The following is a 15,360-nucleotide window of genomic DNA, read 5'->3' as shown; positions in this document are numbered from 1 at the left end:
GCCCCGCCCCTTCGCCGTGGTCCCGCCCGTGCCGTCTTCCCGGTCCTGCAGTGTCGACGCTTGGCCCGGGTGAAACGTTGGGGCGTCACCCGGCCCCGCCCGAGCATCGTCCCCTAGAGTGGCCTGGTACCCCTTGCGGGCGCGACAACGAGGTCGTGCCGGGGAGGACGTCGAGGAGGACGTATGCACGCGACCCGTGCCGCCGTAGAGGTCACCTCCGGCAGCCTGACCATCGTCGTGGTGATCGGACTGATCGCCGCCGCCGCGCTGCTCGCCTCGTGGCTGCTGCGCGCCCAGGTGCTCAAGGCACCGGCGGGCACCGAGAAGATGAATGAGATCGCGACCGCGGTCCAGGAGGGCGCGAGCGCATACCTCAGCCGCCAGTTCCGTACCCTCGCGCTCTTCGCCGCCGTGGTGTTCGCGCTGCTCTTCCTCCTGCCGGGCGACACCGGCGTGCGCGTGGGGCGGTCGATGTTCTTCCTGCTCGGTGCGGGATGCTCGGCGACCATCGGCTACATGGGCATGTGGCTCGCGGTGCGCGCGAACGTGCGCGTCGCGTCCGCCTCGACGCGCGCCGGAGGGCGCACCGAGGGTGCGCGCATCGCGTTCCGCACCGGCGGCGCGGTGGGCATGTCCGTGGTGGGCATGGGCCTGGGTGGCGCGGCGGCCGTGGTCTTCCTGTATCGGGACGATGCCGCGGCCGTGCTGGAGGGATTCGGCTTCGGGGCCGCGCTGCTCGCGATGTTCATGAGGGTGGGCGGCGGCATCTTCACCAAGGCGGCCGACGTGGGGGCGGACCTGGTGGGCAAGGTCGAGCAGCACATCCCCGAGGACGATCCGCGCAACGCCGCGACCATCGCGGACAACGTGGGCGACAACGTGGGCGACTGCGCCGGAATGGCGGCGGACCTCTTCGAGTCCTACGCCGTGACGCTCGTGGCCGCGCTCATCCTGGGCAAGGCGGCGTTCGGCGAGCAGGGGCTGGTGTTCCCGCTGATCGTGACCGCGATCGGCGCTCTCGTGGCGGGGCTCGGCGTGCTCATCACGCGCATCCGCGGCGCCGAGCCCGGCCTCGCGGCCATCAATCGCGGCTTCTATACGTCGGCCGCGGTGGGCGCGGTGCTCGCCGCGATCGCGTCCTTCGTCTACCTGCCGTCGACCTTCGCGGGCCTCACCGGGGGATCGCTCGTGGGGGAGGACGGCGACCCGCGCATCGTCGCGACGCTCGCCGTGTTCGTCGGGATCGGCCTCGCGGGGCTGATCCTGTGGCTCACCGGCTACTTCACCGACACCGCCTCGCGCCCCACCAAGCGCGTGGCACGGTCCTCGCTGACGGGAGCGGCCACCGTGGTGCTGTCCGGGATCGGCGTGGGCCTCGAGTCCGCGGTCTACACCGCGACGGTCATCGCGGGGGCGATCGTGGTGCTGTTCACGATCGCGGGAGGGTCCGTGCCGCTCGCGCTGTTCCTCGTGGCGCTCGCGGGCTGCGGACTGCTCACTACCGTGGGCGTGATCGTCGCGATGGACACATTCGGGCCGGTGTCCGACAACGCCCAGGGCATCGCGGAGATGTCCGGAGAGGTCGACGAGGAGGCCGCGCAGACGCTGACCGACCTCGACGCCGTGGGCAACACGACTAAGGCCATCACCAAGGGCATCGCCATCGCGACCGCGGTGCTCGCGGCGACGGCCCTGTTCGGCAGCTATTCCGACGCCGTCACCCAGGCCTTGTCGGACGCCGCGGCGACCGCGGCATCGTTCTCCTACGAGATCATCCACCCGCTCACGCTCGTGGGACTGATCATCGGCGGCGCGACGGTGTTCCTGTTCTCGGGCCTCGCGATCGACGCGGTCACGCGCGCGGCGGGCGCGATCGTGTTCGAGGTGCGGCGCCAGTTCCGCGAGATGCCGGGGATCATGACCGGCGCGCAGCGGCCGGAGTACGGGCGGGTGGTCGACATCTGCACGCGCGACTCGCTGCGCGAGCTCGCCACTCCCGGGCTGCTCGCGGCAATGGCGCCGATCTTCGTGGGCTTCGCGCTGGGCATCGGGGCGCTCGCGGGATTCCTCGCTGGGGCGATCGGCACGGGCGTGCTCATGGCGGTGTTCCTGGCGAACTCGGGTGGCTCGTGGGACAACGCGAAGAAGATCATCGAGGACGGCCACTATGGCGGCAAGAACTCGCCCGCGCACGAGGCCACGGTGATTGGCGACACGATCGGTGACCCGTTCAAGGACACCGCGGGGCCCGCGATCAATCCGCTTATCAAGGTGATGAACCTGGTCGCGCTGCTCATCGCGCCAGCCGTCGTGATGCTGTCCTACGGCGACGATGCGAACGCTTGGCTGCGCGCGTTGGTGGCAGGGGTCGCGGGGCTGGTCGCGGTGGGCGCCGTGGTCGCGGCGTCGCGTCGCGCGCATCAGGGCGGGATCGCGAGCGAGGCCGATGCCGCGGCGGCCGAGGAGGCCGGGCGCGTCGCACGGGGTGAGTCCCGGGACGCGGCGCACGACGCTCCCGTGGGCGGGGCTGGCGAGGGCTGACGGGCCGACGAGGGATAGCCCGCGCGGCGACTCACCTCTCTCGCTTCGTGCATAGGATTTTGCGATTCTCGAGCCCGAATGGGCCTTAGCGCATCGGATTTTGCGACGCGTTAGTCTCGAGCCATGCATCGCTGGGCGCTCTGGGGCATCGTCCTTGGCGCCCTCGTGGTGTGGGCCGGGCTTGTCTCGCTTCTAGCCGAGAGTGTCCCGACCTGGGTGTGGTGGCTGCTCTTCTGGGTTCCGTTGCTCGCGCTCCCGGGCACGGTGCGCCGATTCGTGGGGCCCGACGCCGAGAGGACATCGCCAGGGCGCGAGCCTGGGTCCTCCCAGATCGCCGTGATCTCATGGCGGCCGCGCGCGATCGAGGTCGTGAAGGCGATCCGCGAGGAGCAGGAGAGTCCGTCGGCAACCATCCTCCTCGAGGCGATGCGGCGGGCAGAGTCGCTGACGGTCTTCTCCGGCCTCTCTCGCGACTCCGCGCGCGACGTCGCGGCCGTGCTCGAGGCCCGGGGTGCGACCGTGGCGATCGAAGACGCGGAGTCCTGAGTGTCCCGAACGGTGGGCGGGGGCGGGAAGGGCGCCACGGGCCGCGCGCTGCTCACCTCGGAGCGACTCGGCTGAGCCGCGCTAGCCTCGAGCCGTGACACCGCGACTCGTCCCCACCCTCACGCCCGCCTCCGCCGGCGCCCTGCGCGCGGCCCTCGAGGGCTGGACCGTCGACTCGGTCGAGGCGGTGATCGGCGAGCGCGCCGCGCGTGCCTTCGCGCGCGAACAGGTGCTGCCCGCGCGCCTCGCGGCCAGGGCATCGTCCCTCCCGGCGGCCGTCCTCACCCGGCTCTTTCTGCTGGGCGACGCGGTCACGCGCGCCGAGCTCGATCGCACCCTGCCGGGCGTGGGCACCGCGGGAGCGGTCGAGGCCGGCCTGATCGAGACGGCGGGCGAGGGAAGGGACGATGCCGTGCGCGCCCTGGTCGACCTGCGCCCCTACGCGGCGGTCGGGGCCGGGGGAGAGGCACGCTGGTGGGTCGCGTCGGATCGCGGCGAGGCCGTGACCGGCGCGCGGCTGCGCGAGGATCACGTGCTCGGGATCGGCGGCGCGTCCCTCACGCTCGCGGGGATGACGATGCGCACGCCGGTGGGCCGCGTGCTGGACCTGGGGACGGGGTGCGGGGTGCAGGCGTTGCATGCCTCGCTACACGCGCGTGAGGTGGTCGCGACCGACGTGTCGCGCCGCGCGCTGGCCTTCGCCGCGTTCAACCAGGCCCTCAACGCCGAGGCGCTCGGCGCCGCCGCGCTCGACACCCCGTGGGACCTGCGCGAGGGGTCGATGCTCGACCCCGTCGAGGGGGAGCAGTTCGACCTGGTGGTGTCGAACCCGCCGTTCGTCATCACGCCCCCGGGGCGCCCGCCTTCGAGTATCGCGCTGGCGGCGAGGCGGGCGACGGGATCGTGGCGGGGCTCGTGTCGCGCGTGGGGAGCGTGCTGGCGCCGGGAGGCGTCGCTCAGCTGCTGGGCAACTGGGAGGTGCGCGGCGAGGACTGGTCGGAGGGGCTGGAGGCGTGGCTCGATGCCTCCGCCGCGGCCGGTCGACCGCTCGACGCGTGGGTCATCGAGCGCGACAGGCTGGACGCTGCGGAGTATGCCGAGACGTGGCTGCGGGACGCCGGCGTGATCCCCGAGCGCGGGCGCGCCGAGTTCGAGGCCGCCTACCGGGCCTACCTCGAGGACTTCGACGCGCGCGGCGTGCGCTCGGTGGGTTTCGGTATGGTGCTGCTGCGCCGGCCCGTGTCGGGGACGCCGACCCTGCGCAGGCTTGAGCAGCACGAGGGAGCGCTGCAGGAGCCCTTTGGCGCCTACCTCGTGGACGCCCTTGCCGCTCACGACCGCGTCGCGGCCATGAGTGACGGGGACGTGCTCGCGACCGCATGGACCGCGGCGCCCGACGTCACCCGCGAGTCCTACGGCCCGGTCCTGCAGGCCGACCCCAGTCACCTGTTGCTGCGCCAGGGCGCGGGGCTGGGGCGCTCGGTGTCGATGGACACCGCGCTCGCGGGATTCGTGGGCGCGTGCGACGGGGACCTCACCGCGGGGCAGATCGCGCACGCGCTCGCGGCACTGCTGGACGTCGAGTCCGACCGCATGGTCGCGGGACTGGTGCCCGCGATTCGCGAGCTGGTCAAGGACGGCTTTCTCGCGTAGTTCGGCCCCATTTTGCCGGGCCTTGGTCAGGCCCTGACGGAGGCCTCACCAGACTCGGGACCCTGGTCCGGGACCGTGGTCCCGGGGTGCGACGTAGCGTGGAGAACGTGACATCGACGTTCGCAGCCGGCCCCGGAGAACCCGGGGTCTTTGACCGCCACGGTGGGTCCTGCGATGCGGTCTCAACCTTCACCCCTCTCGACGCACGGGCGCCTCGCGTCCGGGCGTTCGCCATGCCCGTAGGAGCGGGCGACACCCGAGGGCGGCACGCGGCGATCCCGCACACGCCGTCCGCCACAGGAGGCACACCCCATGTCCACCACTGAGCTCGACCTCACCGCAGTCCCCGGCATCGCCGCACACGCGCTCTCGATTGCCGCCTTCACCCCGTCGGGGTGCTTCGACTGGCCCGGCCGCATCGCCGCGACCGTCACGCTCCAGGGCTGCCCGTGGAAGTGCGCGTACTGCTCGAACCCCGAGGGGCACGACCCCGCCGCTCCGGGCCGTCTCGCGTGGTCCGAGGTGCGCGACCAGCTCGAGGCGCACCGGGGCACGGTCGAGGCCGTGGTGTTCGGCGGCGGAGAGCCCGCGCGTCAGGACGGGCTGGTCGCCGCGGTGCGCGAGGCGCGCTCCCTCGGATACGCGGTGGGACTGCACACGATGGGCGCGCACCCCGGGCGCCTTGCCTCGGTGCTGCCCGAACTCGACTGGGTGAGCTTCGACCTCAAGGGCACGCCCGAGATGTACACGCGCATCACGGGCGAGGACACCGCGGGTTACCAGGCCTGGGCGTCACTCGAACTGATCCAGCACTCGGGCGTGGACTATGAGGTGAGCTTCACGGTCGACCCGACGGTGCACACGCGCGAGGACGTCTTCGCGACGGTGCGTCACGCGATTCGTGGAGGCTTCCACGCGCCCGTGCTCGAGGGGCCGCGCGCCCGCCGTGCGTCTCGGGAGTACCGCGCGGCGCTCGGCGGACGTGGACTCTACGACGTCATCGCGCACGACGACCTTCCAGACCTCGCGCGTCGCTGAGCTCCCTCAGACCTCCCTTCGCGTTCTCAGACGCCCAGGTGGCGTGCGAGCACCTCGCGCACCGACTCCCATCGGTCCGTGCGCGCCGCGAGCAGTGGTGCGCCGCTCTCGATTGCGGGCCGGTAGCCGCTGCCATCGATGCGTCCCACGGTGAAGCCTGCCTCGGCCGCAATCGCCGCGCCAGGGACGTGATCCCAGGGCTTGGCGCGCGTGTAGAGGAGATAGCCCACCTCCTGCGTCACCAGGTCCGCGTAGTCGAATCCGGCGCACATGCGCAGGTCCACGTAGCCGCCCAGTTCCGCCTCGGCTCCCAGCAGCCCGTCCCGCACCGAGTCCACCGCGTACTTCACCGACACCGCACCCCGGGGGTGGCCCTCCAAGGCCGCCCTGGCATCGTCCCCGCGCGAGCGCTCAACGGCCGCCGCGAGCGACTCGCCGTCGAGTGACGCCCCGACCCCGCGCAGTCCCTCGAACATGCGTCCCTGTTCGGGCTGGTAGATCCACCCGCCCACGGGCTCGCCGCCCTCGACGAGGCCCACCATCACCGCATACGTGTCGGAGCCCGCCACGAAGTTCGCGGTGCCATCGACAGGGTCCACGGTCCACGCGGCCTCGCCGGTACTCAGCACCTCCGTGACGCTCGGGTCGAGGGACGATGCCTCCTCACCGACCACGGGCACGTCCAGGATCGCGCGGAGGAGGGGAGTGAGGGCACGCTCGGCCTCGATGTCGGCCTCGGTGACGTAGTCGCCCGGCCCCTTGAGGCGAATGTCGCCCTCCGCGAGGGCACGGAATCGGGGGCGGATCTCGGCATCGGCGACGGCGCGCATCGCGTCGCCGACGGCCGCGCGGGCGGTGGCGTCGAGGAGGGGCTCCATGCGCCCATCGTTCCATGACGATGCGGGGGTCATGGCCGCCCGCACGGGCACCGTTGTCCCCAGGTCCCGGTGGACGCGTCGTGCCCCCTATGTATATTGAGTGCGTCTCAGGCCGCCACAGGCGCCGGGGCGCGAGTCCCACGGCCGTCCGGTACGGCCCCAGAGAGAAGGTTTCATGGCCCGCAAGCTCGTGATCGTCGAGTCGCCCACCAAGTCGCGCACGATCGGCGGCTACCTGGGCGACGATTACGACGTCGTGTCCTCGGTGGGTCATATCAGGGATCTCGCGGAGCGATCCGAGCTGCCCGCGGAGCTCAAGAAGTCCGACATCGGCAAGTTTGCGATCGACATCGACGGCGGCTTTCAGCCGTACTACGTCGTCAACGCGGACAAGAAGAAGATCGTCGCGGACATCAAGAAGCGCCTCAAGGAGGCCGACGAGCTCTACCTCGCGACTGATGAGGACCGCGAGGGCGAGGCCATCGCGTGGCACCTGCTGGACGTGCTGAAGCCCAAGGTTCCCGTGAAGCGGCTGGCGTTCCACGAGATCACCCGCGAGGGGATCGCGAGGGCACTCGAGCACCCCCGCGAGGTCGACATGGAGCTGGTCGAGGCGCAGGAGGCGCGCCGCTTGCTCGACCGCCTGTACGGCTACGAGGTCTCGCCCGTGCTGTGGCGCAAGATCCAGTCGGGGCTGTCCGCCGGCCGCGTGCAGTCCGTGACGCTGCGGCTCGTGGTCGACCGTGAGCGCGAGCGCATGGCCTTCCAGTCCGCCGAGTACTGGGACCTGCGCGGCACCTTCGTCGCCACCGAGGGCAAGGACGCGGGTCGCTCGTTCGACGCGCGGCTGACCACGGTCGACGGCAAGCGCGTCGCGACCGGCAAGGACTTCGACGACCGCGGCGTGCTGACCAACGACCGTGTGGTGCACGTGCACGCGGCGCTCGCGGGCGCGCTCGCCGCGGGTCTGGCCGACGCCGCCTTCACGGTCGCGGGCGTGGACTCGCGGCCCTACAAGCGCCGCCCCGCCGCTCCGTTCATCACGTCGACCCTGATCCAGGAGTCGAGCCGCAAGCTGCGCCTGGGCGCGCGGCAGGCGATGGGTGTGGCGCAGGCGCTGTACCAAAAGGGCTACATCACCTACATGCGTTCGGACTCTCCCGTGCTGTCGGGTGAGGCCGTGCGCGCCGCGCGGTCGCAGGCCGCCGAGCTCTACGGCTCGGACTCGGTCGCGGCGAGCCCGCGCATCTACGCGACGCAGGACTCGAACGCGCAGGAGGCTCACGAGGCCATCCGTCCCGCGGGCGACCGCTTCCGCACCCCGGACTCGGTGCGCGCGGAGCTCACGGGCGACGAGTTCCGCATGTACGAGATGATCTGGAAGCGCACGCTCGCGTCGCAGATGGCCGACGCCACGGGCACCACCTCGACGGTGCGCATCGGCGCCACCACCGCCGCGCACCATGCGGTCGAGTTCTCCGCGTCAGGCACGATCCTCACTAGCCCCGGCTTCATGGCGCTGTATGAGGAGTCGCGCGACAAGGCACGCTACGAGGAGGACGAGCAGAAGGTCGAGAAGGAGTCGCGACTGCCGGTGCTCGCGGAGGGCCAGAAGGTCGACGCCTCGGGCGTCGAGCCGCTGACCCACGCGACCACGCCGCCGCCGCGGTTCACGCAGGGCTCGATGATCAAGGAGCTCGAGGACCGCAAGCTGGGCCGACCGTCCACGTATGCCCAGATGGTCGACACGATCATCGACAAGGGATACGTGCGCGTCGAGAAGCAGGCGCTCATCCCCACGTGGCTCGCCTTCGCGATGATCCGCCTGCTCGAGGAGCACTTCGCGTGGCTCATCGACTACGCCTTCACCGCGGACATGGAGGAGGACCTCGACAAGATCGCCTCCGGCCAGCTGTCGCGCCTCGACTGGCTCACCGCGTTCTACTTCGGTTCCGGGGCCTCGGACGACGACGGCCGTGCGCAGGGGCTCAAGCGCCTGGTCGAGGACCTGGGCGACATCGATGCCCGCGCCAACTCGACGTTCGAGATCGGCGACGGCATCGCGCTGCGGGTGGGCAAGTACGGCCCGTACCTGGAGCGCGAGGTCGACGGCGAAAAGCAGACCGCATCCGTTCCGGACGAGCTCGCTCCCGACGAGCTCACCGTGGCGAAGGCCGAGGAGCTGCTCGCGAACCAGGGCGGCGACGAGCGCGTGCTGGGCACGCACCCGGTCAGTGGGCTCGAGATCGTGGCCAAGGCGGGCCGCTTCGGTCCGTACGTGACCGAGGTGCTTCCCGAGGACGCGAAGGGCCGGCCCAAGACGGCGAGCCTGTTCGCCTCGATGTCGATCGACACCGTCACGCTCGAGGATGCGCTGCGGCTCATGAGCCTTCCGCGCGTGGTGGGCACGGACCCGGCCACCGGCGAGGAGATCACCGCGCAGAACGGCCGCTTTGGTCCGTACCTCAAGAAGGGCACGGACTCGCGCACCATCGCGAGCGAGCAGCAGCTGCTCGACATCACGCTCGAGGAGGCGCTCGCAATCTACGCCGAGCCCAAGCGCGGGCGCGGCCGGGCCGCGACGCCGCCGCTCAAGGAGTTCGGCGACGACCCGACGTCGGGCAAGCCGATCGTCGCGAAGTCCGGGCGCTTTGGCGACTACCTCACGGACGGCACCACCAACGTGACGATTCCGCGTGGCGAGACGCTCGACGCGATCACACCCGAGCGCGCGATCGAGCTGCTCGCGGAGAAGCGTGCCAAGGGACCGGCGAAGAAGCCCGCGAGGCGTGCCGGAGCCGCGGCCAAGTCGGGCACGAAGTCCGCCTCGACGTCGCGGGCGCGCAAGAAGTGACGTCGCGTCCCGAGTCGTGGCGGGAGGTGCCGGTGGCGTCCCTGCTGCTGACGCTGCTGGGCATCGCGGTGGGCCTCGGCCTGATCTTCGTGGGCGCTGGCATGGAGCCCATCACGATGCTCGGCGTCGAGGTGCGGCCCGCGGTGCCGCTGCTGCTCGTGTACCTCGCGGGCATGCTGGTGGGGCGGTTCGGCAACACTCGGCGATAGGGTGGCCGAGGTCGAGAGGAGACCCGCCATGACCGACAAGAACCCTCCCGCAGGCGCGACGTCCGTGAATCTGCGCTGGCTCGGGTACCTGGGGCTCGCGCTGGGCCTGGGGGCCGTGGTGCTCACGGTCGACTCGGGCTCGGTGAGCGTCGCAGGGCTGGGCCTCGACGTGGCCGTTCCGATCATCGCGGCCGTGGCCTTCCTGGGTGGGCTGCTCGGCGGCCGCTACGGGCCGACCAAGGGCGACCTGTAGCGGCAGAGCTCGTGTCGGGACCACCCCGCGCCACCTCGCTAGGCTGACCCCATGAGTGCACCGCTGCCCATGTCCGCGCCTGCTGTCCGCTGGGGAATCCTCGGCGCAGGAGGCATCGCCCACAAGCTGGCCGAGGCCGTCACCGAGTACACCGCGTCGACCGTCGTCGCCGTCGGCTCGCGTGACCTCGCCAAGGCGCAGCACTTCGCCGACGAGTTCGGCATCCCGACCGCGCACGGCTCCTATGAGGAGCTGGTGGGCGACCCCGAGGTCGACGTGATCTACGTCGCGACCCCGCACAGCCACCACCACGAGCACGCGTTGCTCGCGATCGAGGCGGGAAAGCACGTCCTGTGCGAGAAGGCCTTCACGCAGAACGCCGCGCAGGCACGCGAGGTGGTCGCCGCGGCGCGCGCCAAGGGCGTCTTCCTCATGGAGGCCATGTGGACGCGCCACCTGCCTCACATGTACGCGATCCGCGAGCTCATCGCGCGCGGCGAGATCGGCGACATCGTGTCCGTCCAGGCCGACCACGGCCAGGCTCTCACTCACGTCGAGCGCATGTTCCGTGCGGACCTTGCCGGCGGCGCGCTGCTCGACCTGGGCGTGTACCCGATCGCCTTCGCTCACGACATCCTGGGTGTCCCCGATCGCATCACGGCCGCCGGCCGCCTCCGCGACACGGGAGTCGACGGTCAGATCGGCATGGTGTTTGACTACGCGACCGCGCAGGCCTCCCTCACCACCACGATGGAGGCGCGCACGCCGTGCACCGCGCACATCGCGGGCACTGAGGGTCGCATCGAGATCGACGACACCTTCTACACGCCCACGTCCTTCACCGTGACGCGTCACGACGGCACCTCGTGGTTCTACGACGGTGACGTGCCCAACGGGTTCCAGTTCGAGGCCGCCGAGGTCGCGCGCCGCATCCACGCCGGCGACACCGAGAGCGCGCTGCTCACGCTCGACCAGTCGCTCGAGATCATGGAGATCATGGATGAGGTGAGGTCCCAGATCGGCCTCGTCTACCCCAACGAGTCCTAGCGGGTCGGAAGCCCCCAGACACAGCGAGGGCCGCATCCCGTCGGGATGCGGCCCTCGCTGCGAGACGGCTGGATCAGCCGGTGAACGTCGGCTCGGCGACGACCGGCTCGGCCACCGGGGCCTCCTCGACCTCGTCGTCCACGTCCGTGGTGGGCTCCTCCTCGACGAGAGAGAAGACGAACGAGCTCACACCGTCCATGTCCAGCGCGGGCGCCTCCGAGTCGCACCACGCGGCCTCCTCCTCGGCGGCAGGCGAGATGGTGCCGGTGGGCGATGGGGAGGGCTCGGGCTCCTCGTCCTCGAGGACCAGTCCGCAGGTCGACCAGTACGCGTCGAAGATGCCGCCCTCGATGCCGTACCACTCGAGCAGCGACTCGCCCTCGAACAGCGTGTCCTCGGTGACCTCGGCCTCGAGGTTGTTGAGGACAGTGCCGCCGTAGAGCTCGACGGCCAGGTAGGCCTCCTGGAAGTCGCAGTAGTCCTCGCCGCCGGTGAAGGTGATGGTCATCGCGGTGAGGTCGATGTCGACCTCGGCGTCGCCGCACCACCCGGAGGGGTTGGCGATCTCGTCATCACCGGTGAGTTCGGGGCCGTCGCCAACGAGCACGTCGAGTGCCTCGAACTCCATCGGGCCGCCGTCGCTGTAGTCGGGAAGGTCGATCGCGACGTAGATGTTCGCGTAGGTGGGCTCGTCCTCGGCGGCGCCTGCGGCGGTCGCGGTGGCGAGAAGCGCCGCGGTCGCGGCAGCCGCGCTGGCGGCGGTCAGGAAGGTGCGCTTGTGCACGATGGATCCCCCTCGGATCAGGTGATAACCCTGGTGATCCCTCGCATCCGCGCGAGGGCAGGCTGGCTTGAGACGAGCGCAACGGGTGCCACGGGGGAAGGATGGAGGGCGGCCTCTCGAGGTCGGAGGCGAACGGTAGATTCGTGCCCATGGCAAACGCTGGCTTCTGGGTGGTCTTCGAGGGCGCCGATGGCGTGGGCAAGACCACGCAGATCGACCTTCTCGCGGGGTACCTTCGCGGTCCCGCGGGTGGTGGCCGCGACGTGCTGACCACGCGCGAACCAGGGGGACGCCTCTCGGGGTCGAGTTGCGCCAGGCCATCATGCACGGCGACCACGTCGCGCCGCGCGCGGAGGCGCTGCTGTACGCTGCGGACCGCGCGCACCACATCGCGACGCTCGTGCGCCCGGCGCTCGAGGCCGGAGCGGTGGTGGTGCAGGATCGCTACCTCGACTCCTCCGTGGTCTACCAGGGAGGCGCGCGCGGGCTGGGAGACGAGGTCGAGCGGATCTCGATGTGGGCCACCGAGGGCCTGCTGCCCGACCTCACGATCGTGCTCGACATGGCGCCGGACGCCGCGCGCGTGAGCCGCGACCTCGACCGCGTCGAGCGCGAGACCATCGCCAAGGCGGCGCAGATGCGCGCGGGCTTCCTCGCGCGCGCGGACCTCGACCCGGGACGCTACGCGGTGGTCGACGCCGCGCGGTCGATTGACACGGTGCACGGGTCGGTGGTGGCCGCGGTGCTCGAGCGACTTCCTGGTCTCGCTGCTGGCATGGGGATCGAACCGTGGGGTACGCCGTGAGCGTGTGGGACGAGGTCGTGGGCCAGGAGCGCCAGGTGGAACCCTTGCGCGCCGCGGTGGCGGATCCCGTCGCAATGACCCACGCGTGGCTCATCACGGGTCCGCCCGGCTCGGGACGCTCGTATGCCGCGCGCGCGTTCGCCGCCGCGCTGCAGTGCCCCCAGGGGGTGCGGGACGTGCCGCGAATGCGTGACGGCGCTGTCGGGCGCGCACGCCGACGTCACCCTGGTCGCCACCGAGAAGGTCACGATCTCGATCCAGGAGGTGCGCGACCTCATCTCTCAGGCGGCATCCTCGCCCAGCCAGGGCCGCTGGCGCGTGATGGTGGTCGAGGATGCCGACCGCATGACGGAGCGCACCTCGAACGTTCTCCTCAAGTCGATCGAAGAGCCCCCTCCGCGCACCGTGTGGCTGCTGTGTGCCCCGAGCCCGCAGGACGTCGCGGTCACCATTCGCAGTCGCTGCAGGATCATTGGGCTGACCACGCCGGAGCCCGAGGACGTCGCGCGGCTGTTGGCGTCGCGCGACGGCATTGAGCCTGGTCTGGCGCTCGAGTGCGCGCTCGCGGCGCAGAGCCACATCGGGGTGGCGCGTCGCCTCGCCCGGGATCCCGAGGCCCGCGCGCGCCGCGACCAGGTGCTCGCGCTCGCAACCGAGATTCGGGGCGTGGGCGACGCGATCTTTGCGGCCGCGGACCTCGTGGAGGTCGCCGAGGCGGATGCGAAGGCGGCCACCGAGGAGCGCGACGGGGCGGAGCGGGCGGAACTGCTCGCGATGTTGGGCGTCGAGGACGGCACCCGCATGCCTCCCGCGCTGCGCGCTCAGCTGCGCCAGCTCGAGGAGGACCAGAAGCGGCGCGCGACCCGCCACAAGCGCGATGTGCTCGACCGCGCGATCACGGACCTCATGTCGCTGTACCGCGACGTGGCCGTGGTGCAGACCGGGGCCACGGTGCGGCTGGTCAACGTCACGCACGAGGGTCACGTGCGTGACCTCGCGGCACGCACGACTCTCGCCGACACCATGAGGTGCCTCGACGCCCTCGGCACCGCGAGGGAGCGGCTCGCGGGCAATGTCGCGCCGCTGCTCGCGCTCGAGGCGATGGCCCTCGACCTGCGTCCGCACGGGCCGGTCGGTGGCACTCGTTAGGGTGGCGACATGAACCGCCGCCTCGCCGCGACCATCGCCGTCCTCACGGCATCGTTCCTCCTGGCCGCCTGCACTCCGGAACGCACTCAACTCATCCCCGAGGAGTCCGCGGTGACCGCGGCGCCCACCGGGGAGGCAATCGCTCCGGAGGACTCGCCCGTGTACCAGCAGGAGGTCGAGTGGAGCCGATGCGGCGAGCTTGAGTGCGCGACGCTGCAGGTGCCCGTCGACTGGACCGACCCGGCCGGTCCGACGGTGGACCTCGCGATCAACCGTCACGGCGCGACCGATCCTGACGCGCGGCTCGGCTCGCTGCTGATCAACCCCGGTGGCCCGGGAGGCAGCGGTCTCGACCTCACCGAGAGCTTCGTGGTGAGCGCGGGCGAGGACCTGCTGGCGGCCTACGACGTGATCGGCTTCGACCCGCGCGGAGTGGGGGCCTCCACGCCGATCGCATGCGGCGACGCCGAGCAGATCGACGAGTTCTTCCTCACGGACCTCACCCTCGACACCCAGGAGCAGATCGACGCGGCGGTGGCGTCCACCACGGCCTTCGCCGAGCGCTGCCGCGAACTCAGCGGACCGCTGGTCGAGAACGTCGACACGTCCTCCGCCGCGCGCGACATGGACGTCATTCGCGCGGTGCTGGGCGACGACCAGCTCCACTACCTGGGGTACTCCTACGGGACGCAGTTGGGTGCGGTCTATGCGGAGCTCTTCCCCGCGAACGTGGGCCGCATGGTGCTCGACGGCGCGGTGGACTTCCTCCTGCCGGCGGTGGAGCAGGCGGCCGGTCAGGCGCGCGGCTTCGAGGGCGCGCTCATGAACTTCATCGACTGGTGCCGCGGCGAGGAGGGCTGCCCGCTCGACCCCAACCCCGAGCGTGCGGCGGCGCAGGTGCGTGACATCGCGCTCACCGCGCGCGACGAGGGCTACGAGTCGCTCGACGGCAGCCCGGTCAACGGCAACGTCATGGTCTACGGGATGGTCGTGACGATGTACGACCAGAACTCGTGGGTCTACCTCCAGGCCGGGCTCGACGAGGTCATCAACGAGGGCACGGCGGATATCTTCTTCCAACTTGCGGGCTTCTACCTCGACAAGGACCCCGCGACGGGCGAGTACCTGTCCAACTCACAGTGGGCCTTCACGTCGATCGGCTGCCTCGATGCGGTGGGCGACGAGCCCACGACGGTCGCCTCGCTCGACCAGATGAGGGCCGCGCTCGACGAGGCGTCGCCGACGTTCGGTTGGTGGTTCGCGTCCTCGGTGGGCTGCGACGGCTGGCCGTGGGAGGCCAAGGAGCCGGTGACGGCGCTCGAGGCGGCAGATGCGGCCGCGCCCCTCCTGGTGATCGGCACCACGAACGATCCCGCGACGCCCGTCGAGTGGGCCGAGTCCCTCAGCGAGCAGCTCGCGAGCTCCGAGCTGCTGATCTTCGACGGCGAGGGACACACCGCGTACGGGCGCTCGAACCAGTGCGTGATCGACGCCGTCGACGGCTACCTCGTGGACGGACAGATGCCGGTTTCGGGAACGCGGTGCTGAGGCGCTAGTATGTCTACCCGTGCCCCTCGCGGGGCGCGACCGCGGTCCTCGGACC

At 71.1% G+C, this 15,360-nt stretch carries 13 protein-coding genes and 1 pseudogene; 12 read left to right on the top strand and 2 right to left on the bottom strand.

From position 1 onward, the window contains the following. The first annotated feature begins 183 nt into the window (after nucleotides 1–183). The 5 genes from QUE44_RS09035 to QUE44_RS09020 all read left to right on the top strand — a co-directional run bounded on the left by QUE44_RS09035 (nucleotide 184) and on the right by QUE44_RS09020 (nucleotide 5,778). Nucleotides 184–2,541 (top strand): sodium-translocating pyrophosphatase, encoded by a 2,358-nt coding sequence (locus QUE44_RS09035; protein ID WP_286214191.1) that lies wholly within the window; start codon nucleotides 184–186, stop codon nucleotides 2,539–2,541. 123 nt (nucleotides 2,542–2,664) lie between these two features. Continuing rightward, complete coding sequence (locus QUE44_RS09030; protein ID WP_286214190.1) at nucleotides 2,665–3,087, top strand: hypothetical protein; 423 nt, start codon at nucleotides 2,665–2,667, stop codon at nucleotides 3,085–3,087. A gap of 94 nt (nucleotides 3,088–3,181) precedes the next feature. Beyond that, entirely contained in the window at nucleotides 3,182–4,213 is a 1,032-nt protein-coding gene (locus tag QUE44_RS14155; RefSeq protein ID WP_350226823.1) for a DUF7059 domain-containing protein, read from the top strand. Beyond that, nucleotides 4,210–4,740 carry a hypothetical protein gene (locus QUE44_RS14150; RefSeq protein ID WP_350226822.1) on the top strand — a complete coding sequence of 177 codons (531 nt, stop codon included), beginning with the start codon at nucleotides 4,210–4,212 and terminating at the stop codon, nucleotides 4,738–4,740. Before QUE44_RS14155 ends, QUE44_RS14150 begins: the two co-directional genes overlap by 4 nt. 312 nt (nucleotides 4,741–5,052) lie before the next feature. Then, nucleotides 5,053–5,778 (top strand): anaerobic ribonucleoside-triphosphate reductase activating protein, encoded by a 726-nt coding sequence (locus tag QUE44_RS09020; RefSeq protein WP_286214189.1) that lies wholly within the window; start codon nucleotides 5,053–5,055, stop codon nucleotides 5,776–5,778. 26 nt (nucleotides 5,779–5,804) lie between these two features. Here the strand turns inward: QUE44_RS09020 and QUE44_RS09015 are convergent, their stop codons facing one another. Then, nucleotides 5,805–6,656 carry an inositol monophosphatase family protein gene (locus QUE44_RS09015; RefSeq protein WP_286214188.1) on the bottom strand — a complete coding sequence of 284 codons (852 nt, stop codon included), beginning with the start codon at nucleotides 6,654–6,656 and terminating at the stop codon, nucleotides 5,805–5,807. Between the two features lie 175 nt (nucleotides 6,657–6,831). Between QUE44_RS09015 and topA the strand changes: the two genes are divergently transcribed. Genes topA through QUE44_RS08995 form a run of 4 tightly spaced genes read left to right on the top strand, consistent with a single transcriptional unit; the run spans nucleotide 6,832 to nucleotide 11,019 of the window. Then, nucleotides 6,832–9,510 (top strand): type I DNA topoisomerase, encoded by a 2,679-nt coding sequence (gene topA, locus QUE44_RS09010; RefSeq protein ID WP_286214187.1) that lies wholly within the window; start codon nucleotides 6,832–6,834, stop codon nucleotides 9,508–9,510. Nucleotides 9,511–9,542: 32 nt separating this feature from the next. Beyond that, a complete protein-coding gene (locus tag QUE44_RS09005; protein WP_286214186.1) occupies nucleotides 9,543–9,719 on the top strand; it encodes a hypothetical protein in 177 nt (58 codons plus the stop codon). A 28-nt stretch (nucleotides 9,720–9,747) separates the two neighbouring features. Further along, the gene (locus QUE44_RS09000) at nucleotides 9,748–9,972 is read left to right on the top strand and encodes a hypothetical protein (protein ID WP_286214185.1); all 225 of its coding nucleotides are present in this window, start codon (nucleotides 9,748–9,750) and stop codon (nucleotides 9,970–9,972) included. A gap of 51 nt (nucleotides 9,973–10,023) precedes the next feature. Continuing rightward, on the top strand, nucleotides 10,024–11,019 hold the full coding sequence (locus QUE44_RS08995) for a Gfo/Idh/MocA family protein (protein ID WP_286214184.1): 996 nt from the start codon (nucleotides 10,024–10,026) through the stop codon (nucleotides 11,017–11,019). Between the two features lie 73 nt (nucleotides 11,020–11,092). On the opposite strand, the gene QUE44_RS08990 is transcribed toward QUE44_RS08995, so the two are convergent. Beyond that, the gene (locus QUE44_RS08990; protein ID WP_286214183.1) at nucleotides 11,093–11,803 is read right to left on the bottom strand and encodes a hypothetical protein; all 711 of its coding nucleotides are present in this window, start codon (nucleotides 11,801–11,803) and stop codon (nucleotides 11,093–11,095) included. 307 nt (nucleotides 11,804–12,110) lie between these two features. Between QUE44_RS08990 and QUE44_RS08985 the strand changes: the two genes are divergently transcribed. The 3 genes and pseudogenes from QUE44_RS08985 to QUE44_RS08975 all read left to right on the top strand — a co-directional run bounded on the left by QUE44_RS08985 (nucleotide 12,111) and on the right by QUE44_RS08975 (nucleotide 15,305). Further along, nucleotides 12,111–12,608: a dTMP kinase gene (locus QUE44_RS08985; RefSeq protein WP_350226821.1), complete on the top strand. Its 498-nt coding sequence runs from the start codon at nucleotides 12,111–12,113 to the stop codon at nucleotides 12,606–12,608. Continuing rightward, nucleotides 12,605–13,757 (top strand): annotated as a pseudogene (locus tag QUE44_RS08980) (DNA polymerase III subunit delta'). The gene QUE44_RS08985 and the pseudogene QUE44_RS08980 overlap by 4 nt, the downstream one beginning before the upstream one ends. A 9-nt stretch (nucleotides 13,758–13,766) precedes the next feature. Further along, nucleotides 13,767–15,305: an alpha/beta hydrolase gene (locus QUE44_RS08975; protein WP_286214182.1), complete on the top strand. Its 1,539-nt coding sequence runs from the start codon at nucleotides 13,767–13,769 to the stop codon at nucleotides 15,303–15,305. The last annotated feature ends 55 nt before the right edge of the window (nucleotides 15,306–15,360 follow it).

Source organism: Demequina sediminis, from assembly GCF_030296675.1.
In the GTDB taxonomy this organism is placed as follows: Bacteria; Actinomycetota; Actinomycetes; order Actinomycetales; family Demequinaceae; genus Demequina; species Demequina sediminis.
The sequence above is the reverse complement of the archived record's forward strand: the minus strand, read 5'-3'. Positions and strand labels throughout refer to the sequence as shown.